This window comes from Bacillus sp. S3 (genome assembly GCF_005154805.1).
GTDB lineage: Bacteria > Bacillota > Bacilli > Bacillales > Cytobacillaceae > Neobacillus.
In genome coordinates this window covers 176,355-201,282 of sequence record NZ_CP039728.1, presented here as the reverse complement: position 1 = coordinate 201,282, position 24,928 = coordinate 176,355, and the positions used below count along the sequence as shown (strand labels likewise).

General features: G+C 39.0%; 13 protein-coding genes. 10 read left to right on the top strand and 3 right to left on the bottom strand.

Translation table 11 applies throughout. The features are described 5' to 3' along the window. Positions 1–4: 4 nt before the first annotated feature. Complete coding sequence (locus FAY30_RS26835) at positions 5–2,599, top strand: glycoside hydrolase family 2 TIM barrel-domain containing protein (protein ID WP_317845716.1); 2,595 nt, start codon at positions 5–7, stop codon at positions 2,597–2,599. A 121-nt stretch (positions 2,600–2,720) separates the two neighbouring features. Here FAY30_RS26835 and FAY30_RS26830 read toward each other — a convergent pair whose 3' ends face one another. From FAY30_RS26830 to FAY30_RS26820, 3 genes are all read right to left on the bottom strand, one after another. Beyond that, entirely contained in the window at positions 2,721–4,364 is a 1,644-nt protein-coding gene (locus tag FAY30_RS26830; RefSeq protein WP_149873038.1) for an ABC transporter substrate-binding protein, read from the bottom strand. Between the two features lie 143 nt (positions 4,365–4,507). Next, complete coding sequence (locus tag FAY30_RS26825; protein ID WP_149873037.1) at positions 4,508–5,404, bottom strand: carbohydrate ABC transporter permease; 897 nt, start codon at positions 5,402–5,404, stop codon at positions 4,508–4,510. Positions 5,405–5,430: 26 nt separating this feature from the next. Next, positions 5,431–6,405 carry an ABC transporter permease gene (locus FAY30_RS26820; RefSeq protein WP_223821041.1) on the bottom strand — a complete coding sequence of 325 codons (975 nt, stop codon included), beginning with the start codon at positions 6,403–6,405 and terminating at the stop codon, positions 5,431–5,433. 367 nt (positions 6,406–6,772) lie between these two features. Between FAY30_RS26820 and FAY30_RS26815 the strand changes: the two genes are divergently transcribed. The 9 genes from FAY30_RS26815 (at position 6,773) to FAY30_RS26775 (ending at position 24,874) form a co-directional block, all read left to right on the top strand. Further along, positions 6,773–9,622: an alpha-L-fucosidase gene (locus FAY30_RS26815; RefSeq protein ID WP_149873036.1), complete on the top strand. Its 2,850-nt coding sequence runs from the start codon at positions 6,773–6,775 to the stop codon at positions 9,620–9,622. A gap of 403 nt (positions 9,623–10,025) precedes the next feature. Continuing rightward, positions 10,026–12,320: a helix-turn-helix domain-containing protein gene (locus FAY30_RS26810; protein WP_190284968.1), complete on the top strand. Its 2,295-nt coding sequence runs from the start codon at positions 10,026–10,028 to the stop codon at positions 12,318–12,320. A gap of 224 nt (positions 12,321–12,544) precedes the next feature. Continuing rightward, positions 12,545–13,516 (top strand): ABC transporter permease, encoded by a 972-nt coding sequence (locus tag FAY30_RS26805; RefSeq protein ID WP_149873034.1) that lies wholly within the window; start codon positions 12,545–12,547, stop codon positions 13,514–13,516. An 11-nt stretch (positions 13,517–13,527) separates the two neighbouring features. Then, the gene (locus tag FAY30_RS26800; RefSeq protein WP_149873033.1) at positions 13,528–14,424 is read left to right on the top strand and encodes a carbohydrate ABC transporter permease; all 897 of its coding nucleotides are present in this window, start codon (positions 13,528–13,530) and stop codon (positions 14,422–14,424) included. Between the two features lie 260 nt (positions 14,425–14,684). Next, positions 14,685–16,139, top strand: coding sequence for an extracellular solute-binding protein (locus FAY30_RS26795; protein ID WP_190284967.1), 1,455 nt, complete (start codon positions 14,685–14,687; stop codon positions 16,137–16,139). 79 nt (positions 16,140–16,218) lie between these two features. Further along, positions 16,219–18,126, top strand: coding sequence for a right-handed parallel beta-helix repeat-containing protein (locus FAY30_RS26790; protein WP_190284966.1), 1,908 nt, complete (start codon positions 16,219–16,221; stop codon positions 18,124–18,126). A 13-nt stretch (positions 18,127–18,139) separates the two neighbouring features. After that, positions 18,140–21,259, top strand: a complete 3,120-nt coding sequence (locus FAY30_RS26785; protein WP_149873030.1) for a beta-galactosidase, LacZ type — start codon at positions 18,140–18,142, stop codon at positions 21,257–21,259. Positions 21,260–21,278: 19 nt separating this feature from the next. After that, a complete protein-coding gene (locus FAY30_RS26780; protein WP_149873029.1) occupies positions 21,279–23,648 on the top strand; it encodes a glycoside hydrolase family 95 protein in 2,370 nt (789 codons plus the stop codon). Positions 23,649–23,692: 44 nt separating this feature from the next. After that, positions 23,693–24,874, top strand: coding sequence for a Gfo/Idh/MocA family protein (locus FAY30_RS26775; protein ID WP_149873028.1), 1,182 nt, complete (start codon positions 23,693–23,695; stop codon positions 24,872–24,874). Positions 24,875–24,928 lie beyond the last annotated feature (54 nt).

Genomic DNA, 24,928 nt, shown 5'->3' with positions numbered 1-24,928 from the left:
AGATGTGTATTTAGCAGCAAAACCAAAGGTTCATATTCAGGACTTTTTCGTCACCACCAACCTTGATGAGCATTATCAAAATGCGACTCTTTCCATTAATACGGCCATTGAAAATGGCTCAAGCCAGGTGTTTGAAAATTACCAGCTTGAATACCGCCTTCTCAATCAAGACGGGACATTGGTGACAGTAAATTCACAGAAGGTGCTTCTGCACAACAATCAATTAATCAGTGTTAACATCGACATTCCCGTAGAGAATCCTGAAAAGTGGTCCGCGGATCGTCCGTATCTGTACCATTTATTGATTGCGTTAAAGGATGGTGTCGGGAATGTGATCGAGGTAATTCCAAATAAAACTGGTTTCCGTTCAATTGAATTGAAGGATGGTGTTGTCCTGATAAATGGTGAAGCCATTAAATTCAAGGGTGTCAATCGTCATGACTCTCATCCAGATTTAGGACGGGCGGTGCCGCTCGATGCCATGGAGAAGGATGTCATCCTGATGAAACAGCATAATATCAATGCGGTTAGGACAGCCCATTATCCAAATGATTCGAGATTCTATGACCTTTGTGATGTATATGGTCTTTATGTCATCGATGAAGCAGACTTGGAAACCCATGGCTTTGAACATACCGGTAATGCTTTATTAGGTAATAATCCTGATTGGGTTAAGGCGAATAGTGATCGAGGCAAGTTAAGTGATGATCCTGAGTGGGAAGAGGCCTATATTGATCGAGCCAAACGGATGGTTGCCCGCGATAAGAACCACCCTTCTGTTATCATGTGGTCATTAGGGAATGAATCAGGCTTTGGATGTAATCATGAAGCAATGGGCAAATGGATCAAAGAAAATGACCCGACCCGCCTTGTACACTATGAAGGTGAAGTTAGAAGCATTATGATGCAAGACGACGATAATCCAAAAAGGGATCCAGCCGTTTCCGATGTGCATACTACGATGTACACATCGATTGAGATAATGGAACAATTGGGACAAAGAACGGATCTCAACAAGCCGCATATTTTGTGTGAATATATTCATGCCATGGGGAATGGCCCTGGCGGCATTAAAGAGTATTGGGATCTATTTTACCAATACAAACGTTTACAAGGCGGTTTTGTCTGGGAATGGTGTGATCATGGAATCCGCCAATTTACCGAAGAGGGCGAAGAATACTACGCTTACGGCGGCGATTTCGGTGACAAACCAAATGATTATAATTTTGTTGTTGACGGGCTTGTGATGCCTGATCGAACACCGTCTCCAGGGTTAATTGAATATAAAAAAGTCATTGAACCTGTTCATGTAGAGGCTGTTGATTTGAAAAATGGAACGGTGCGTATTAGGAACCGTTATGATTTTATTTCTTTAGATCATCTGAACTTGTCATGGTCGATCGAGGCAGATGGCAAGCTTATTGATCACGGTATGATGCCAGCTCCTGATGTGGCACCAGGCGATACGATGACGCTGACAATTCCGTTTAAACTTCCAGAGCTAATCCAGCCGGAAACGGATTATTGGTTAAATCTCCAATTTACGTTGGGCGCTGATACACTATGGGCAAAAGCAGGGCATGAGATTGCTTGGGCGCAGTTTGAACTGCCTGTCATAAGCAGTGTTGAAAGCAAAGTGATTGACACTCTTCATCAGCACCTTGATTGTCAGGAGTGGAATAACAAGCTGCTGGTTCAAGGAGAAGACTTCCAAGTTGAGTTTGATCTCGTATTCGGAAAACTGAATTCGTGGTCTTATCGAGGTATTAGTCTTTTAGAAGAAGGCCCAAAGCTTCAATTATGGCGTGCTTTAATCGACAATGATCACCGTTCAGCGGCTGAATGGAAGCGATATGGCCTACATTGGCTTCAGCACCGTGTCAATGGGGTCGAGTGGCAGCAAACAGCTGGCGATAAGGTTGTCATCACTTCCAGCGTTCGGATTGCCCCGCCAATTTTAGCTTGGGGAATTAACGTCGCCTATACGTATACGATTCATAGCAATGGTGAGCTTTCCATCGATGTGAAAGGCAGCCCTGAAGGAAATGGACCGGAAACCTTACCGCGTCTTGGCTTGCAAATGAAGCTGCCTGTTTCTTTAACGGATGTGTCCTGGTATGGACGTGGACCGGGCGAGGCCTATAGCGACAGCAGAGAGGCTAATCGCGTAGGCGTTTATGCTAAAAAAGTGGAAGAGCTATACACTCCATATATATTTCCGCAGGAGAATGGCAATCGCCATGAGGTTCGCTGGGTATCGCTAACGAATGCTGGCGGCATAGGCTTTGTTGCAGCAGGTGAGCCAACGCTTGATTTCAGTGCCCACTATTATACAACGGAAAACATGGATCAAGCTCAACATACCTATGATTTAATCAAGCAGGATTTTATTACATTGAACCTGGATCATCAGCAGCATGGTCTTGGATCTGCCAGCTGCGGACCAGATGTGACGGAACCATATCGCTTAAAAAATAAGGAGTTCCAATTTGCTGTTCACTTAAAGCCATTTTCTACGGACGAGGGTTCGCAAGTTGAAATCAGCAAGTCGTTAAGGGCAAAGTATAGCAAGAAGGAAAGCAATATTCCTGTAGTATAGAGGATCCAATATAACAATTCAAATTAAAATTAGTACAGAAAAAGAGGCTGTCCCAAAAGCTAATTTTGGGAACAGCCTCTTTTTTTAACCGAAGATATAATGTTTCTAGTGATACTACACCTTATTTTTTATATTTAGCATCATAGGCTGCTTGGTTGATTTCTATAAACCTTTTTAGATTCATACTGTCTAAGGTTTTAAGATACGTATCCCATTCCTTATCGATATCAGCATCTCCTGTCACAAAACGGGCTGTCATTTCATTTACGTAATCTGTAACAGTCTTTTCAAGTTCAGCTAATTCAGCAGCTTGTTCCTCTGTAAAGAATAGTGTAGGGATTAGCATATTTTCATCTGCTTTATATGGTTCATATTGCTTATTTGTTGCTTCATAAAGGACTTTTTCTTGATTTGTTTCATCAACAACTTCAGATAGACGGAAATCGGCTGTACGTAATGAAGGGCCAGTTTGTGACCAATGCATGTTATTGCCTTCTTCCTTGCCAGGAATCCTGAAATATTTCCCTGGCTTACCATCTATCCCCAGCTCCCCATCCTTGGCTTTTCTCCAGTTTTCTCCTTCAATCCCCAGTACAGAACGCATGGTGAACTCTTCGTTAAACATGGCATCGGCCCAACGTAATGCAACATCTGGATGTTTGGCATTTTTCGTAATGACAAATTCAGCAGGTCTTGAGACAGGATTAGGGTAATTCTGTGAAACTCGATTTCCTTTTGGACCTTCTAAAGGAGCTAACGCTACAAAGTCTTTTCCTTGTTCTGGAGATGAAGTGAAACCTCCTGTTGATGCACCTAAACCTGCACCTAACAGTTGTGCATCAGGGTTTGATCCCATTTTCTTAAACTGAGTACCATCAAGAGTAAAGGATTCAGAGGCAAGTAACCCTTCTTTATTTAGCTTCCGCATGTACTGAAGTCCTTTTTTCCAATCAGGCTTATTGAAGGCAACATCAATCTTGCCATTATCGACGAATAGATGGTTCCCATTTCCTGAATAAATAAATGGGTTCATTAGATAGAATTCAGCACGGCTTCCCCAAGATTTCGGTGAACCAGCTAAAGGAATTTCATCCGCTTTTCCGTTGCCGTTTGGATCTTTTTCTTTGAATGCTTTTAATACCTGATAAAACTCTTCAGTTGTGGTTGGCATTTGAAGCCCAAGCTTGTCCAACCATGTTTTGTTAATCCACAACTTTTCTGGAACCGAACAATGATAGCATGCATTTACTTGAGGTAATGAGTATATATTGCCGTCAGGAGCTGTAATCGTATCTTTGACAATAGGTAGCTCATCAAACATTTTCTTAGTCTCAATCCCATACTTATCAATTAAATCATTAAGCGAAAGAAATGCGCCTTGTTTTCCATAAATCATCAACTGAGCTGTTGATATTGGCGCATCCATAATAACATCCGGATAATCGCCGCTTGCAAGGACTAAATTTAACTTTTCAGAGGCGCTTTGTTCAGGCAATACTTCCCATTCAACATGTACATTTGTTTTCTCTTCTAACCATTTGGTAAACTCATTGGTTTTGATGTCTTCTACGAAGCTATTTCCTGTTACCAACACTTTAAGTGTTACCTTTTCCTTAACAATTGGAAATGTCCCAGCTTCAGTAACAATTGGTTTTTGTTCTTTTTTATCCTTCGTCCCTGTGCTTACGTCTTGACTTGAACACGCAGTAAGTAATATTGAAATCATTAAAAGAAAAGCTAAACCTGTATTTAAAACTCTTTTCATTATGAAACACTCCCCCGAAATTTGTTGGATTTAAATGAGTTGATCACTAATGGTAACTATGCCTGAGTCATCACCACCCTTAAGGGCAAATAATAAAGTTACTTGAAGGGAATTTAGTTCCTAAAGTTTCCTTATTTCCGCAGCTATTCTTTTAAGGAACCGATCATAACACCTTTAACAAAGTGTTTTTGAACAAAAGGATAAATAATAAGAACTGGAACGGAAGCAACAACAATTAATGAGTATTTCAATAGTTCACTTAAACCGGCCTTAGCAGCCATCCGCTCCATATCACCCAACATTTGCGGGTCAACTTGATTTTGAACAAGAATGCTATTCAAAATTAATTGCAAAGGGAACAAATCTTGATCTCGTAAATAAATCAAAGCATTAAAGAATGAGTTCCAGTGTCCGACCGCATAGAACAAAGTCATAACGGCTATTATTGGACCTGACAAAGGCAAGACAATACTTCTTAAAAAACGAAAATCACTGCACCCATCTATCTTTGCTGCTTCTTGCAATTCCTTAGGAATAGTCGATTTAAAGTAAGTTCTTGTGATAATAACATTAAAAACGGACATTGCACCTGGAATAATCATTGCCCAACGAGTATCTAACATTCCAAGTTCCTTAATAAGTAAATAGTTTGGAATAATCCCGCCGCTGAAAATCATAGTAAATAGAAAAAGTAACATAAAAAATTTCCTGCCGAAAAATTCATCTCTAGATAAAGGGTATGCCGCTAAAATGGTCATGCCAATATTTATTAGTGTTCCGACCACTGTATAAAAAATGGAATTGGCATAGCCTGTCCAAATTAATTTATAACTAAAAACTGCTTTGTATCCTTCTAAACTAAAATCAACCGGCCATAGCCAAACTTTCCCCGAAAGTACGGCTTCAGTAGAACTAAATGATGCGCTCAAAATGTAAATAAGTGGATAAAGAAACACAACTAGCAATAAGGAAAGTACAGAATAGTTTACTATTGTAAATATCCTGTCACTTTTCGTTTCTTTAATCGAATGATTCATCATTAAACTTCACCACTTTCTCTTTTTCTTTACCATAGGTTTTCTTGTCCAACTTTTTTCGCTATTTTATTAACTGTAATAATCATAATAAACCCGATTACTGCTTTGAATAATCCGATTGCAGCCGCATACGAATAACTTGGTACCGCTGATACGAGCCCCACTTTATATACATAAGTATCTATAACTTCAGAGGTTCGTAGGTTTAAAGGATTTTGCAACAATAATACTTTCTCAAACCCTACGCTCAAAATACTTCCCGTGTCTAATATGAATAATATAATCATAATTGGTAAAATTCCTGGAATATCAATATGCCAAATTCTTTGGAGTTTCGTTGCCCCATCTACAACGGCAGCTTCATGAAGGCTTTGATTAACACTCGATAATGCGGCCAAATAAATAATGCAGCCAAATCCAATGTTTTGCCAAATTCCTGACCATACATAGATCGATTTAAAATTATCTGGATTCCCCATGAAGTTAATAGAATCAAATCCAAGTAAATTTAATAAACTATTAATTGGACCTCTTGGTTCTAAAAACACAAGAATAATGCCTACCATTACTACCACTGAAATAAAATGTGGAGCATAAGAAACCATTTGAATTGTCTTTTTGAAATGCTTTTTATTAACGTAATTAATGGCTAAGGCCAAAAGAATTGGAAACGGAAATCCTGCAAGTAATTGATAAAAACTCAAAACTAATGTATTAAGTATTACCCGCTTAAACTCGTATGAATGAAAAAAACGAACAAAATGATCGAAACCAATCCATGGGCTTCCTAAGATTCCTTGTACGGGATTAAAATTTTTAAAAGCAATCGTGACACCGTACATCGGTATGTAATGGAATACGATAATGTATACGAGTGGTAAAAAGAAAATCACATACAATTGCCAGCAGTTTTTTATTTGTTTCAGGATCGAATTTTTGGTCTTATATCCCTCCTTAACTGAAATTTCAGTTTTTTTATTCAATACCTTAATACTTTCCATCATTAAATCCCTCCTTAAATAGTTTTAATGGTGCGGTTTTCGTTTTAAACGCTTACAATAAAAATAATACAAACGTTGGTGTGTTTTGTGGTATCGATAACATTAAAATAACACCTACAAAATATACTGTCAATTCAAATTTTTATAATAGTTTTGACCTGAGAATGGAATATCCCCCCAATAACCTGTATAAATTTTAGCAAAATATTTTATTGGTAACGATAACATTGGTTTGATAAACTAGTTGACAATTTATCTCGATTTGTTATATTTACGTTACCGATAACAGCGAGGAACTCTTACAACTTAATTTGCTAATTCATTTTGACTACTAATTTTAATTACAGATATATTGAGAGGAGCTGTAGATTTGGCTAAAAATAATCGTTTAGAAGAGCGTCTCGATGTCTCATTTGGCGGTCTTTTTTCTACTGAATTTGGCTATACGAATCCGACTGGTGAAGTGATGGATGGTGATCTCACGCGCCAGACGGGCAAAGAAACAATTATGCAAGGAAGATTAGTTTTAACAGGAGGCGAGGATGCGGTCACATTTAACCCGCGTACGTTTTTAAAAGCGTCAAATCCAATCAAGGACTCAGTCATTATTGAAACACAATTTAGACCAATAGAAACACCTGAAGCTTACGACACGATTCTGTCTGTTGGTGGAAATCTCTATGTCCGCTATAAAACAAAACGTACAATCGAATATGGCTTTGATCTCAATCAAAATGGCCAGTTGGCATCGGTAACAGAAACGATTGAAGTACCTGAGCAAATACTTGACTACAAACTTGCGATTGTCTATCAGCCAACTGAAAATGGAGCAAAGATGCGCGCCTTTATCAATGGGGTGGAGTACCCAACGATTGAATCGAAGAATGGACGGGTCGTTTGGGAAGCGACGACTCATGAGATCGGCTTTGGCAATGACGTGCATCCCGACCGATCAGATCGCGGCCTCAAAGGGGCGTTTTCAAGAGCGATCGTCACGACATTTGATGGGGAATTTCATCCGTCGCTTTTAAAAATGATGAATTTCTCACGCACGACCAAGGAACTTTTTGCCTTAGGACAAGGACAGCTGCAAGGGACGCTTTACCAGCCGACAGACGACGAACAGATCGATGGGAAACTGCACATTCATGGCGGTACGATCAGTAATTTCGGTCAAATCGACTTGACGGGTGACGGCTCCTATATTGCCTATACACCAACCGAAACAACGCTTGAGCAAACGGGAAATTATTTTGCCGAATTGATCATTGAAGCTTCAGCGTTCAAGCCTGGGACGACCTTGTTTGAATTCGCTGGATCCGTCATTTTACAAGGTTCAAAAGAGTCAAACGCAGTCGATCTCATCATCAAAGAAGCTGACCCAATCACGATCAATCTATCCGAACTTGAGATTGAAGATGATGCGCTCCATCTCGCGCTGATCTATCACGAGAACGAGCTAACACTCCAGTCCTACCAAATTGAACTCGCAACGATCACTCTAGATGAAAAAATTCATGGCCCACAAGGTCAAGTATTTTATGCTGGGAGCCCACGAAAAGATTGCTCGAGTTTAGCGGGTAAAGTTTATGGTGTCGGATTCACCCGTTATCAAGGGGGATTTACCAATGAGTTGCTCAGTTTATTAGGTGGCCCGATCATCATCAGAACGGATTTGGAACCAGGCTATCAGATTCCAATTAAACCTAACGAATATCCAGCTTCACTGGCTGCCAAAGCATCACTCGTTCGTCCCCGCCCAAATCAAGTCCAGTGGCAAAAGTATGAACAAACAGCCTTTATTCACTACGGCATCAATACGTATTATGAGGTCGAGTGGGGCGATCTTTGGAAGCATGATGATCCAAAAATGTTTCATCCGACGGATTTAGATACGGATCAATGGGCACGCGCATTAAAGGCTAGTGGCTTCAAAATGGCGGTCTTAACGGTCAAACACCATGATGGATTTGCGCTCTATCCTTCGAGATACACTGATTTTAGCGTCGCAAGCAGTGATTGGCGCGATGGCCAAGGCGATGTTTTACGTGAATTTGTCGACTCGATGAGAAAATACGGGATCAAAGTCGGTATGTACTTATCGCCAGCTGATCACGGCGCCTTTAGGGAGAAAATTTTTGCGAATGAAAGTGAACGAAAAATGCGGACGATTCCGACCTTCGTCGAAGGGGATGACCGTGAGGGGAATGAGGATCTGCCAACGTTTAATTTACCTGGAACGGATTATGGTGAGATGTTCATGAATCAGCTTTATGAAGTTTTGACAGAGTACGGCAAGGTGGATGAAGTATGGTTTGATGGCGCGCAGGGGCATATTCCAGGTGATACGGCAGAGAAATATGATTGGGATAGCATTTACACGTTGATCAATCAGCTGCAACCCGAGGCAGTCATTGCAATAACTGGATCCGATGTGCGCTGGGTCGGGAATGAATCCGGCTGGGCACGTGAGAATGAGTGGAGTGTAATCGCTGCCGAAATGTTACCTGATGGGAAACAAGGATACTACCCTGAATTCAGTGCACCTGATTTAGGGAGCAGGCCCGTCTTAGCTGAGGCCGCTGCGAATGGCATGGACTATTTAACCTGGTGGCCAGCAGAGGTCGATGTCAGCATCCGGCAAGGGTGGTTTTACCATGATCATCAACAACCGAAGAGCCTTGATGAACTAAGGGAGATTTACTATCAATCGATTGCTCGAAATTCTGTTTTATTATTAAATATTCCACCGAATAAAGCGGGTCGATTCGCGGATGTCGATGTCAAAAGGCTGATTGAATGGCATGAAAGCATCAAGCGAGATTTTGCCGTGAACTACACCGCCGAAGCAACCGTTGTAGCTGAAAACGGAAAAGAAGGTTCAGATCCGCATCACGTGATCGATGGAATCTATGAGACAGCTTGGGAAGCGGAGTCGACTGAACCAAGCCATTTAACCTTTTCGTTTGATGCGCCAGTTGAAGTTGAGCGAATCATCTTACAAGAAAATATTCACCACGGCCAGCAAGTTGAATCCTTCACAATCGATGCTTGTGATGAAAATGGCGAGTGGGAAGAGATTTACGCGAATGAATCGATCGGCTATAAGCGCATTATCGTCTTACCAGAGCCCGTAAAAGGCACTGAATTCAGGCTGAATATTTTACAATCACGCGGACCTGTTCATTTATCTGAAGTCGGATTTTACAAAAGACAATAAACGAATTTGAATAACCGGGCAGATCTCATGTCCGGTTATTCTTTTGTCCACGATTGCGTGCAAAATCCGAACAAAGCAGTTAGGAAAATTCATTTATTGACATACTTATATTAGTTTGTTAGATTCGTGTTATCGATAACGCGAATCTTTTATTTTGTAATATATTAAGTAGACTTGTACCCTGTTATTTTTGACGGAATGCAGGGTCCAAAACATGGTAACTATGCCATGTGTATGAATCTTATGTTAAAATTTAATCAAGATGTGACAGTATATTAAAAAATAATGATTCAGGATTGAATGTAAACGCCCTCAAATTAAGGTCCTGTCAGGTATTCCAATTAAACAGGCGAGGCATCGGGCAATGCTTCTCGATAATTTTTGCAGGAGGAAGGTGTTTATCATGTTTGATAGACTTGAAAAAATAAAGATTTTTAGAAAGTTTTTATTCTCCTATCTAATGATTCTTATCATTCCGCTATTAGCTAGTTTGGTTATTTATCAAGTCAGTGTTCATAAAATGAAAGACTATGCAAGTGAAAACAGTAAAAACTTGCTCAATCAAACGAAGGACATTATCAATCAAAAAAACGATGAGATTGAGAATTTTGTTTACCAGATGTCCTTGAATCCGGAAATTAATCAATTGATGTATCGAACGTCGAATGCAGATATAAATATCGCTTATGATATCTATAAAGTTCAAAATAGTATTAATCCGTATTGGAATACGAATAAGTTATTTAATAATTTTTATATTTATTTTAATCAAATCGACACGATCGTATCTCCTGAATCATCGTACGTACGTACAAAGGACTTTTATGATAACCATACCTATGAAGGTTTAAGTTATGAGGATTGGAAAAAAAACATCAATCAAACGTATCTTTCCCGTTATTATTTACCCTCAGCGGATGTAAAGATGGGGAAAAAGACAGAATCGATTATTACTTATGTACAATCACTCCCGTTTAATAGTAAAAATCCGAAAGCAAATATCGTGGTAATGATTGACGAAAAGGAAATCACATCCTTATTGAATAGAGTTTCCTCCCAATACGACGGTTCAACCTTTATTCTAGATGACAAAGGAAATTTAATTGCAGGCGATAACATAGATAAAAACATGATTTCATTAGACAAGTCAACAGGTAAATTCTCCATTAAGGATCAAGAACAGAAATATATGTATATTGAAACGAAGTCTAATAATAATAAGTGGACGTATGTTGCACTCATTTCGAAAGAGAAATTATCTGAGGATGTTAGTTTTATTCAAACGATTAGTTCGGTCCTTGCATTTTTGACCATTCTTATTGGACTATTTACTGCCTTTCTTTTTTCATATAAAAATAGTATTCCTCTAAATCGGCTTCTGGGCGTTATGAAAATTACTGAAATTGGAAAAGCAGCCAATCCATATGATTTCATCCACAGCAATGTGGAAGATATCATTGTGAATAATGATCGGCTAAAGGATAAAATCCAAAACCAATTACCAATTTTGCAAGATTCGGTGATTCGAAAATTAGTTGCCGGGGAGTTTACTTCTTCAAAAGAGGCACAACTGCTAATCGAACAAGCGAACCTGCCGTTAAAAGGTTCTTTTGGTTTTGTTTTCATCGTACAAATTATTCATATGTTGAATGAACTAGATAAAGAGATGCTAGATGAAATGAATGTCGCACAACTATTTATTCAAAATGAATTAACAGATCATTTTAAAGGAGAGGCTCTGCACTCCAATATCAATAAAGATCAAGTCCTTTTCTTATTATCCTATGATAAAAAACTTTCCCTTCAAGAAACGAAAAAGTTGGAAGAGTCTCTTCATTTGTTTATTAAACAAGTGGAAAAGAAATTTAGTTTGAATGTGAATATTGGTTTGGGCAGCCAATTTGAACAGTTAACAGATATTCATCAATCCTTTGAGGAGGCAAAGTTAAGCTTACCATTTATTCAATCCATTCAAGGAAAAGGCTCACTTTATAAACATGAACATTCTTATCTAGAGGACACGATTGATTATTATTATCCTATTGAGGTAGAACTTCGCCTCATAAATGCCGTAAAAAACGGAGAAGTAAATGAGGTAAATGAGCTGATTGATAAAATACTTCTTGAAAATGTGGAAAGAAGAGTGTTAACGAACAAAAAAGGAGCCCAATTATTGGCCGCTTTGAATGGGACAATGGTAAGAATTCTTTCAAAAAATACGCAATTGAACAGTGCAAAGGCAGATGAAATACGAGAACGTTTAGAAGAACTGTTGTTAAAAAAGAGCAGTTTTCATAAAACTATTGAGCAGATAAAAGAAATTTTGATTGAAATTGCTCAGAGTATTTATGAAAATAAGACCGCAGGCAGGCAGCAAGTTATTCATAGGATGAAGGAATGGATTAAACACCATTTTAATGATCCTGATTTAACCTTGTATCAAATTTCTGAAGCTGTTGGTCTTCCTGAAAAAATGGTTCCGTCGGTATTTAAAGAACATGTTGGAGTAAACATTTCAGATTATATTGAGGATGTAAGGATTAACTTTGCAAAATCAAAATTGGTTCAATCCGATCAGGCGATTGAAGATATTGCTGTGCATTCCGGTTATAACAGCGCACATTCCTTTCGGCGTGCCTTTAAACGCAATACTGGATCTTCGCCATCAGAATATCGAAAAATGTTGAAAGGTACGTAAAAGTAGGAAATATTCTGTTTTCAAATAACTGTACCCTATAAATTAAATGTACGGTTCCATATCCAATTGCTGAAAAAACCCTTTATTATCAAGGGTTTTTTTATTGTACGTTATGAGATGAATCGTATCTTTCCCGTTTTTCAAATTTCAATTATGATAGCGGTAACAATTTGAAAGATTAAGATTATTTTCGCACCAAAGCGGATTAAAAATGGGGGGGTAATATGAAAGTAGAAGTATTGGACCAAAAACAAATGAAAAATGTTGGAATTGAAAAAGAGGTTGTCTCGAAACATTCAAGGTGGAAAAAAATTAGGAAACACTGGCAATTATATTTCCTCGTTGCAATCCCATTGATTTTTTTGATCACCTTTAAGTATGTTCCGATGGCAGGTATTGTCATTGCGTTTAAAGACTATAGTGTGGTAAAAGGAGTTTTTGGCAGTGAATGGGCGGGAATGAAGTATTTCCAATCGTTTTTTCAAAGTCCTAACTTTTCTCTCTTATTAAAAAACACACTTGGGTTAAGCGTGTACGGATTAATTGTAGGGTTTATTTGTCCGATAATATTAGCATTGGCTTTAAATGAAGTTCAAAATGCCCGTTTTAAGAAATTTGTGCAAACGATTACTTATGCACCTTACTTTATCTCTACTGTTATCATGGTGTCGATTATTATCTTATTTCTGTCACCAAATGCAGGATTTGTTAATAATATTTTAGGTTTATTCGGAATCGAGCCAATCAACTTTTTAGGGAATCCAACTTATTTTAAATCCATCTATGTTTGGTCCGATGTGTGGCAAAACACCGGATATGCAACAATTATTTACTTAGCTGCTCTTGCAGGAGTAGATACACAATTGTATGAAGCGGCGAAGGTCGACGGAGCGAATCGCTTCCAAAAAATCATGAATGTCGACCTGCCAGGAATATTCCCGATTATTATTGTCCTATTAATTCTTAATGTTGGGAGTATTATGTCGCTGGGATTTGAAAAAATCTATCTATTACAAAATCCAATGAATACCAATTCATCTGAAGTCATTTCTACTTATGTGTATAAAGTTGGATTGCTTGGGGCGAACTTTAGCTTTGCATCCGCAGTAGGTTTATTTAATTCCATTGTTAACTTCATATTAATTTTTACTGCTAACAGTATCTCGAAGCGATTCTCGTCATCAAGCTTATGGTAGGAGGGAAGGATATGAAGAAAACAGAAAGTATAAGAATAAAAGAATCAAAAATCGATCGCCTTTTTATGTGTGCAGTTTATGTATTCCTGGCTCTCATTTTAATTGCTGTGCTCTATCCGCTCATCTATATTGTGAGCGCTTCATTTAGTAGCGCCTCTGCGGTAACATCCGGACAAGTATGGCTGTTTCCTGTTGAACCAACTCTATTAGGGTACACGACGGTATTTAAGAATCCTCAAATTCTACAAGGTTTCTCGAATTCACTGTTTTACACTATAGTAGGGACTATTATTAGTGTAAGTATAACAATTATGCTTGCTTATCCTCTTTCAAGAAAATCGTTTTATGGCCGTAAACTTATTATGATCTTACTTGTTTTTACGATGATTTTTGATGGTGGATTAATACCGCTGTATCTTGTAGTAAAAAATTTAAATTTAATCGATTCAGTCTGGGCGCTTTTACTTCCATCGGCTCTTGCCGTGTTCCAAGTCATCATTGCTCGGACATTCTTCCAATCTACGATTCCAGATGAATTAGTAGAAGCGAGTGAAATGGATGGCTGCAGTGATATTGGCTTTATCTTTAAAGTCGTATTGCCGCTTGCGAAACCGATAATTGCTGTTCTTGTCCTCATGTATGCCGTAATGAAGTGGAATATGTACTTTGATGCATTGATTTATTTAAAATCAGAAGAGCTTTATCCTTTACAGCTAATTTTAAGAAGTCTTCTCATTTTAAATACCGATCCATCAGCTAATATAGAAGATATTTTGAAGATGCAAGGATTAAAGGAATTAATGAAGTATTCTTTAATTGTTATTTCAAGTTTACCAGTTTTAATCCTATATCCATTTGTTCAAAAGCATTTTGTGAAAGGAATGTTAATTGGATCAGTAAAGGGTTAAAAACAGTTTGGAACGTTTTTAAAATTTAAATAACGTTAGTAAAAAACAAAGGAGATGTTTATATGAAGAGGTTATCGGCTATTTTTCTGCTACTGATTTCAATTGTTTTACTTTTTGCCGGCTGTGTTCCTAGCAAGAACAGCTCATCAGACAATTCAAGTAAAGGTTCAGATCCAAATGGACCAATTGAAGTATCGATCTTCACACCAACTATTTCGTACGATCCAGTATTTGATCGAGAGAAAAATGAATTTACGAAAATGGTTGAAGAAAAGTTTAATATCAAAATTAACTGGCAAGACGCGAATCAAGATGCAGCAAAAGAAAAACGCCAATTGTCGCTGGCAAGCGGTGACTATCCAGATGCGTATTTGCTCGTTGCTTGGTTAGATAATATTTCTAAAGTTGAAGCGCAAAAATATGGGAAAGAAGGCGTTTTCCTACCGTTAAATGATTTAATTGATGAACACGCACCAAATCTTCAAAAATTGATGACAGAGGTTCCTTATTTAGAAAAAGGAATGACTGCACCGGATGGTAATATTTATGCTCTGCCTCCAGTAAATGAATGTTTCCATTGCTCTAAGTATGGAAAAATGTGGATTAATACAGATTGGCTGGACAAGCTTAATTTAGAAATGCCAACCACAACAGAAGAATTTAAAACAGTTATGGAAGCATTTAAGAACAATGATCCAAATGGAAATGGTAAAAAAGATGAAATCCCGTTAAGCGGCGAAAGTACAATGCTTGGCGATGATCCTACTATCTTTCTAATGAATGCATTTATACCGAATAATGGTAAAGATTATATTAATGTAAATGATGGAAAATTACTATTAGCTCCAACACAGCCAGAGTGGAAGGAAGGATTGAAATATATTCATTCCTTATATAAAGCAGGTTTAATTGATCAAGGTGCATTTACTCAGAATCCAGAGGCTTATAAACAATTAGGTACGCCACAAGGTGATGTTATCCTAGGTGGCGGTGCAGCAAGCCATTTGGCGGTTATTTCAGATATCGCTTTGGAACCTTCAAAAGCATATGATGTTGTTCCACCGTTAAAAGGGCCAGGTGGTGCTCAATTTACACCTTCCGATTATGGTAATGTCAATAATTTCACTTTTGCGATTACGAATAAAGCAAAAGGGAAAAAAGCGGAAGCCTTAATAAAATTAGCTGATTTCTTATATTCTGAAGAAGGCAGCATGATGACTGCAAGAGGTAAAGAAGGTGTTCATTGGAAAAAGGGTGGTCCAGAGGACATTGATTTAAATGGAAAACAAGCAAAATATGCAATTATTCAGGCGGACCCTAACATGAAAGAAGAAGATAAAGTGCATTTTGGTTGGGGAGAAAGAGGTCCTCTAGCGCTGACTAGAACACTGAGAGATTCAATCGCAGCTGAACAAGATGAGTTCTCTGTAAAAGGATATGAAAGAAGATTGTATAACGCAACGCTGAAATACGATGGATTTGAGCCGCAAGAACAATTTAATTTTGAAGCGGCATGGGTTGATCCAAAAGAAGCAGATGAAGTGAATCTATTAAAAATCAATATGAATAAGTACATTGAAGAAAACATGGTTCAATTTGTGACTGGTTCAAAAGATATCGAAAAAGATTGGGATAAGTATATTGATGGCTTTAAAAATTTACAAGTTGACCGCTATTTAGAAATCTATCAAAAAGCATATGATGTAGGAAAATAAAAACGAACATAATAAAAAAGAATACACGAAAGTCATGTATAGACGTGTATTCTTTTTTTTATTAAGGCGGGAAAAAAAGATGAAAGCAAGGGTCATAGATGTAAGGGACTTCGGGGGAGAAACAAACTCAATTATTGATTATTCCCCCATCGTACATAAAATTTTACAAGATATAAAAGAAATAAAAGAAGACATCATTCTATCTTTTCCGAAAGGAATCTATCATTTTTATCCTGATCACGCACCGAAACGGAACTTTCATACATCCAATACGGATACGAGAAGACATCCGATTAAGACAGTTTGCTTTCTAATCGAGGAACAAGAGAATCTAACGATTGAAGGAAATGGTTCATTTTTTTATTTTCATGGGGATGTGATGGGATTAGGGATTTTTCACTCGAAAAATATCACTTTACAAAACTTCTCTTGGGATTATGAGGTATCAACCTTATCAGAATTAGTCGTCGAGAGCACTGTTGCCGAAGAGGGGCGATATTATGCTGATTATAAACTAGAGGACCATGTTCCCTATGAAGTTAGTGAAAATCAACCGTATTTTTACTGGTTAAGTGAAAGGAGCCCTTATTCTAATGACTATTATTGGAAAGAGGAAGGCTCTAAAAATGATATGGTCATCGTTGGATTTGATGAGACGAGCGGAGTAAAAAGAAGATTTGGAGTCAATGAAGGGCCGTTCGCGGAAAATAGACAGAAAATAGAAGAATTAGAGAAAGGAAAAATCCGTATCCACTACAACGACTCAATGCCAAAGGCAGTGGTTGAACATAGTGTGTTTGAATTTTGTAAAGTAATTGATCGGAATACGGCTGGTGCGATGATTTGGGAAAGTGAACAAGTATGTTTATCTAATATATCCATTCATTACTTGCATGGTTTTGGCTTCCTCGTTCAAATGAGCGGTGATATAACGTTCCAGTCAACTAATTTCACCCCAAATAGCATGATGGGTAAGCATGGATCGAGCTTTGCTGATTCCATTCATGTTTCAGGTGCTAAAGGTGTGATTACGGTGGACGGGTGTACGTTCATGCACCCCCATGATGATCCCATTAATATCCATGGAACGTTTACCAGAGTCCAAAAAATAATCAATGAAAAAACAGTAGAAGTTATTTATGCACACCGGCAGCAAAGCGGGTTCCCGCAATATCATCTTGGTGACAAAGTAGCCTTTTTCAATCGAGCAACAATGGCCGATGAATTCGTTGAAGAATATGAGGTAACGAAGGTTGTTCATCCTGGACAAGATGGAAATGATCTTCAAACGATGCAAGTATCCTTTAACAAAGAGCTGCCTTTTGATACCGTGCAAAATGAGCAGGGTGAATTTTTATACGTCATGGAAAACGTGACTTATACACCAGAAGTAGTGATTAAGAATAATCGATTTGCCCATGTTCCGACAAGAGGAATCCTCTGTACAACACGGAAAAAAGTGTTGATTGAAGGCAATCACTTTCAAACTATCACCATGAGTACAATCTTTATCTCCAATGATTCGAACGATTGGTATGAATCTGGTCCTGTCAGAGATATGACGATTCGAGGGAACATCTTTCATATAAATCCAGTTGAAGATTGGGATTATCGTAAACCAGCGATCTATATACATCCGATCCCGCTTGGCGAGATACCATCGCCAGTACCGATTCACAAAAATATTATAGTGGAAAATAACACTTTTTATATGCAGCATGAATGTGTGGTTTCAGCAGAAAACGTTGAAAATTTAACGATAAAGGAAAATAAGATTGTTAAGGTAAGTCCAAGTAGTGATTATGATGGAATTCACGATGTCTTATTTGAATTCGACACATGCAAAAATGTGTTACTAGAAGGAAATACCTATGAAGGGGATTTTGCACCATTTGCAAAGGTGAAACAAATGAAAAAAAGTGAATTGAACATTCACAATGAACAGACATGTATGTTTGAAGAGAATAGTCCATTAGAAACAAAGTGAGGGGGAAGGAACGATGTTAAAAGCAAAAGAAAAGTATTTCTATACACCACCGAAGAACGGTTATCCGGAATGGAATAACAATCCTGAAATTTTTCAGCTTAATCGTTTGCCAGCACATGCAACAAGTATGCCGTTTTTATCGGTTGAGGATGCTATGAACATGGACAGAATGAAGTCCCCAAACTGTAAATTGTTGAATGGGGAATGGAAGTTTTCCTTTTCAGAGAATCCTGCTGGCAGGAGCAAAGATTTTTTTAAAGAAGATTTTGATGATAGTAAGATGAAAACAATTCAAGTGCCGTCACATTGGCAATTTCATGGATATGATTATCCGCAATATACAAATGTACGTTATCCATGGGAAGAGCAAGAAGAGCTTAAACCGCCATTTGCACCAACGAAATACAATCCTGTTGGTCAATATATTACCTATTTTGAACTTCCAAAAGAGTGGGAGAGCCAGCCTGTTTATATTCATTTTGCAGGAGTAGAGTCCGCATTTTACATTTGGGTAAATGGTGATTTAGTTGGCTACGGTGAGGATAGTTTCACTCCGAGTGAGTTTGACCTCTCACCCTATTTAATCGAAGGGAAGAATAAACTTGCTGTTGAGGTCTATCGCTGGAGTGATGCCAGCTGGTTAGAGGATCAGGATTTCTGGCGGTTGAGCGGTATTTTTAGGGATGTGTACGTATATACGACACCGATTCTTCATGTTTCTGATTACTTCGTGCAGACCAATTTAGATGAACAGTTTGAGAATGCAGATTTAGTTGTGAACATGAAGATAAGCAATTATGCATGTCTTTCCAAAGAATTGGTGAGCATTGAAGCGCAGTTATACGATCAAAATGGCCAAATCGTCTTTAGCGACACAATCGCAGAAAATTACCAGCAAACAGTAGAAGACGGCCAGTTGCAGGTCGTGAAGAAAATTATTTCCCCTTCACTCTGGAGTGCAGAGAAACCAACACTATATACCTTTGTCGTTGCAGTGAAAAGCGGTGACGGCAGGATAATCGAAGCACAAAGCTGTAAAGTGGGCTTTCGAAAAATTGAAATTAAAGATAGCCTGATGTTGATTAATGGAAAAAGAGTCTTATTTAATGGAGTCAATCGCCACGAGTTTTCACATCTAAGAGGCCGCTCCGTTACGAAAGAAGATATGCTGAACGATGTTCTAGCGATGAAAAAGCATAATATTAATGCCGTACGAACTTCCCACTATCCGAACCACCCTTATTTTTATGAATTATGTGATCAATATGGGTTGTATGTGATTGATGAAACAAACCTAGAGACGCATGGTTCATGGACGTATGGTCAGGACCAAGTCGGCGATACGATTCCAGGCGATAAGGAAGAGTGGACGGCAAATGTAATTGATCGCTGTCATTCGATGCTGCATCGTGATAAGAATCATCCTTCCATCGTGATTTGGTCACTTGGTAATGAATCTTTCGGCGGAACGAACTTTATTAAGATGAAAGAGCATGTAAAGAAAGAAGATCCAACACGTCTGGTTCACTACGAAGGTGTGGCGCATCATCGCCCTTCCAGTGACGCTTCAGAAATTGAAAGTATGATGTATGAACATCCGTCAAAGTTGGAGGAATATGCCTTACATGCTGAAAGAAGTGATGTACCTGCAAAGCCATATATTATCTGTGAATATGCCCATGCTATGGGGAATTCGTTAGGAAACCTCTATCAATATACGGATTTATTTAATAAGTATCCGATTTTACAAGGCGGGTTTATCTGGGATTTTAAAGATCAAGCCATTCAAACTACATCCAAAACGGGGGAAACGTACTTGGCCTATGGCGGTGATTTTGGTGAATCACCACATGATGGCAATTTCTGCGGCAATGGATTGTTATTTGCAGATGGATCATTAACACCAAAAATATATGAAGTAAAAAAATGCTATCAGCCAATAGATGTGCGATTTGAGAAGAATCTATTTGCCGTCATCAATAAGCAATTATTTACTGATATTGACGAATATGAAGCAAGATGGACCATGCTGCGAGATGGGGAAGAGATTGCAAGTGATACCATCACCCTATCTTGTGAACCTTTAAAATCAGTAACGCTTGACCTTAATGAATTGGTAACGAAATATGTGAAACGAGACGCAGAATATATCATTACCATTAGCTTTCATTTAGCTAAAGACTACTTGTGGGCTAAAAAAGGGTATGAAATTGCTTTTGATCAATTTGTATTATCAGACCGAATCCTTGTCCATTCCACTCCAATCCAGTCTCTTAAAAACATAGAGGAGACAGGTGATCAAGTGAAAATTAAGGGTGAGACTTTTTCCATTGCCGTAAGCAAATTATCCGGGTTCATTACTTCATTGGTGAAAGATGGAGCAGAGGTATTAGCGGAGCCTATCGTACCAAATTTTTGGCGGGCACTTACAGATAATGACCGTGGGAACAAATTGGGTGAGCGTGCAGGAATTTGGGAACATGCAGGCAGGACAGCAATTTTACAACAATTGAGTGTGATGGAACTAGAAAGAGGCGTTCAGATTAAGACTGTACTAGAATTACAAACGTCTCCTGTATCACGATGCAGGATTGATTATGAAATAACTGGAGATGGGGAGGTTCAGGTTACTTTTGAACTTACACCCGGTGAAGGCTTACCTGAAATACCGGAAATCGGCCTGATCATTCCGTTAGTCAAATCGTTCGAAGCTATTTCTTGGTATGGAAAAGGTCCCCATGAAAATTATTGGGACCGTGAGAAAGGGGCAAAAATTGGCCGCTACGAATCGACAGTGGAAAATCAATTTACACCCTATTTAAAACCACAGGAAAATGGCAATAAAATCGATGTTCGCTATTTTGAGATTGAAAATGATCATGGATTGAAACTCCAAGTTACGGGTGATTCATTGGTAGAAATCAATGCAGGTGCCTACTCACCAACAGAATTACAAGAAACAGGACATACCTATCAATTACCGGAACGAACAAAAACATACTTACGTGTAAACCATAAGCAAATGGGTGTCGGCGGTGACGATTCCTGGGCTGCAAAGACACATCCTGAATTCACCTTATTTTCGGATCAAACCTATCGGTATTCATTTGTCATGCAGGTAAATGAAAAATAATAGAAAAGGAGTTTGTCAATTGAATCTATTATCGTATAAGCAAGCGGCAAGAGAGTGGACAGAGGCTTTGCCGCTCGGAAATGGAAGAATCGGCGCGATGCACTTTGGCGGAGTGGAGACCGAACGTTTTCAATTAAATGAAGAAACATTGTGGTCAGGACCGCCGGTGAGAAAACGTGAATATAACGATCAGGAATCCTTGATAAAAGTGAGAAAATTGATTGAAGAAGAGAATTATGAAGAGGCGGTCAATGAAACAAAGAATATGTTTGGCCCCTATACACAGAGCTATATGCCGCTAGGGAACCTTACGATTCAATACCTTCATGGAGACACAGCAAGAAGGTATAGGAGAACTCTCGATATAGCTACGGCCATATCGAATGTTACCTATACGGTTGGAGGAGTTGAATACACTCGGGAAGCCTTTATTTCACATCCTCATCAGGTCTTAGCAGTAAGGCTTACTAGTTCCGTTGCCAGCCAATTAAATGTGATCGTTTCATTAGATAGTACGTTAAAATATCAAACTTTCAATTCATCTGATGAATTGGTTTTACAAGGAATTTGCCCTGAAAAGTGTGCGCCAAACTATGTACATGTGGATGAACAGCCGATTGTATACGGTGAGTTTGGAGAAACACAAGCGATTCATTTTGAAGGAAAACTAGGTGTTGTGATCGATGATGGAAAGCTAGAGTCATCAAATGGAAGACTTTCCATCCAAAATGCAACAAATGTTGTTCTCTATTTTTCTGTTTCCACCTCATTTAAGGGCTTTGATCAACTCCCTGGGGTCGGATTTGAAGAATTAACGGGGCAAAATGAGGACATTCTTTCAAAAGCGATGAGCGTTTCTTATGAGCAATTAAAAGAAACACATATTCAAGATTATCAATCTCTTTACAACCGTGTTGAGTTTTCGTTAGGGCATAAGCAAACAGATGAGCTGCTGGATACGGATGAAAGAATCCAGAAATATCGTGCAGATGATTTAGAAATGGTCGAGCTTTTATTCCAATATGGACGTTATTTACTGATTACCTCTTCAAGAGAAGGGACACAGCCGGCTAACTTGCAGGGAATATGGAATGACTTGACTCGGGCACCATGGTCATCTAACTATACATTAAACATTAATACCGAAATGAATTATTGGCCTGCTGAGGTAACAAATTTGTCCGAATGTCACCGTCCACTGTTAAAGGCAATCCAAGAACTATCGGTAACCGGGGAGAAAATGGTCAATGAGCGGTATGGTATGAATGGGTGGACGGCCCATCATAATACTGATTTATGGAGACATGCGGATCCTGTCGGGGGCGAGCGCCACGGAGATCCGAACTGGGCTTTTTGGCCAATGTCAGGGCCATGGCTGTGCAGCCACTTGTGGGAGCATTATCTTTATACCTTGAATAAAGAGTTCCTTCGGGAAGAGGCGTACCCGATTATGAAAGGGTGTGCAGAATTTTGTCTTGACTGGCTGGTGGAGGATGAGAATGGCTATTTGATCACTTCACCGTCTACATCACCGGAGCACCACTTCATTGCAGAAAATGGACAAGGCGGTTCGGTAACGAAGGGGTCCACTATGGATCTGCAGCTGATTTGGGATTTGTTCACCAATTGTGTGGAAGCAGCAAGTGTCCTCGGAGTGGACGATGAATGGATTCATCAAGTAGCTGCTGCAAAAGAACGCCTGCATCCTTTACAAATTGGGAAGTATGGACAATTGCAGGAATGGCTCCTTGACTATGAGGATGCCGAACAACATCATCGACATGTCTCTCATTTGTATGGAGTCTATCCAGGTAAGCAAATTATCGATGGTCCACTTTTAGAGGCTGCAAGGCAGACGTTAAATCGACGCGGAGACGCAGGAACGGGCTGGAGCCTTGGCTGGAAGATGTCCCTTTGGGCTCGTTTGAAGGATGGGGAACGGGTAAATGCATTGCTTCATCAATTATTTAACATTTGTACAGCAAAAAGGGAAGTAATGGTTGGGGGCGGATTGTATCCGAATCTGTTAGGTGCCCACCCGCCTTTCCAAATTGATGGGAATTTCAGTTATACAGCTGGGGTAGTCGAGATGATTATCCAATCTCACAAAGGTTATGTTGAATTATTACCGGCCCTGCCTTCCACATGGCTGCAAGGATCTTTATCCGGAGTGAGGGTTAGAGGCGGGTTTGAGATCGACATTTCTTGGGATAAAAGGCAGGTCAGTCAATTGGATGTAACCAGCCACACGGATAACGTATTTATTTTTCAAGCAAACCAATCTGTAACGGTCCGTGAAGAGGGAAGAGAAGACATCATCGTAGAGCCGGAGGATGGTTTTATTTCACTTGAAATGAACAACAACCAAAAATATCAGCTGCTATTTTAATAAACTTTCAATAGATTAAAAATTATTCACTAGAGGTGTTAGTTATGGAACAATTAAGAATTGGTGTAATCGGCACGGGCGGTCGAAGTACGATTGTAGAATATTGGCACAATCCAACTGGAAATTCGATTGTCGTTGGAGCGGCAGATGTGTCCATAGAAGCACTAGAGAAGTTCAAAAAGGAAATTAATGCAGACGCTTTTGTTACAACCGATTATCGAGAGCTGCTCGCGAGAGAGGATATCGATGCGGTTGCGATTTTAACACCAGATTATCTGCATGAAGAACATGCCATTGCAGCACTTCGAGCAGGAAAACATGTTTATTGTGAAAAGCCTTTGGCCATTACTCCAGAGGCTTGCGATAGAATTCTGGATGAAGCAAAAAAATCAGGAAAGCATTTTATGATTGGTTTTAATATGCGTTATATGAGCATGTACCAAACGATGAAGGAAATTATCGATTCAGGTGTGATTGGCGATATTAAAGCCGTATGGGTCAGGCATTTTGTCGGGTTTGGCGGATATTTTTATTACCATGATTGGCATGGTACAGCTGCAAATACGACATCCCTACTGCTGCAGAAGGCTTCCCATGATATCGATGTCATTCACTGGCTGACGGGCAGTTATGCTTCGAAAGTTTCTGCTTTTGGCAGTCTGGATTATTATGGGGGAGACAAACCGAATGATTTGCATTGTCCAGATTGCGAACTGAAGAATACATGTCCAGATGCCAGCTTAGAAAGGTTAACACAATGTGCCTTTAGAGAAGAAATCGATGTGGAAGATAATAGTATGCTGATTATGGAACTAGAAGGCGGTATTAAGGCGTCTTATATGCAGTGTCACTTTACACCAGATTATTCTCGAAACTATACCATTATTGGTACAAAGGGACGCATCGAAAACGACGATGTGAATGATAAAGTGTATGTGAAAACAAGAAAATCTGGATCCTGGCATGAAATGAGTGATATCACCTATGAAATGAAGGAAATGCCTGGAACACACGGTGGTGCAGATCCGCGTATTTGTGAGGACTTTGTGAATTTAGCTTTATATAATAAGCAGCCATTAACATCGCCATTTGCCGGCCGAATGAGTGTGGCAGTTGGATGTGCAGCAACAGAATCGATCCGTACAGGCGGGAAGGTTGTCCTTATTGATCAGGGTAGACACAAACCAACTAAATCTATGGAAGAAGATATTGTGTGTCAGCCTTAACTTTATTATGCTATAATAGTTAGAATTAGTAGAATATTTTTAGTCTTCTATGTT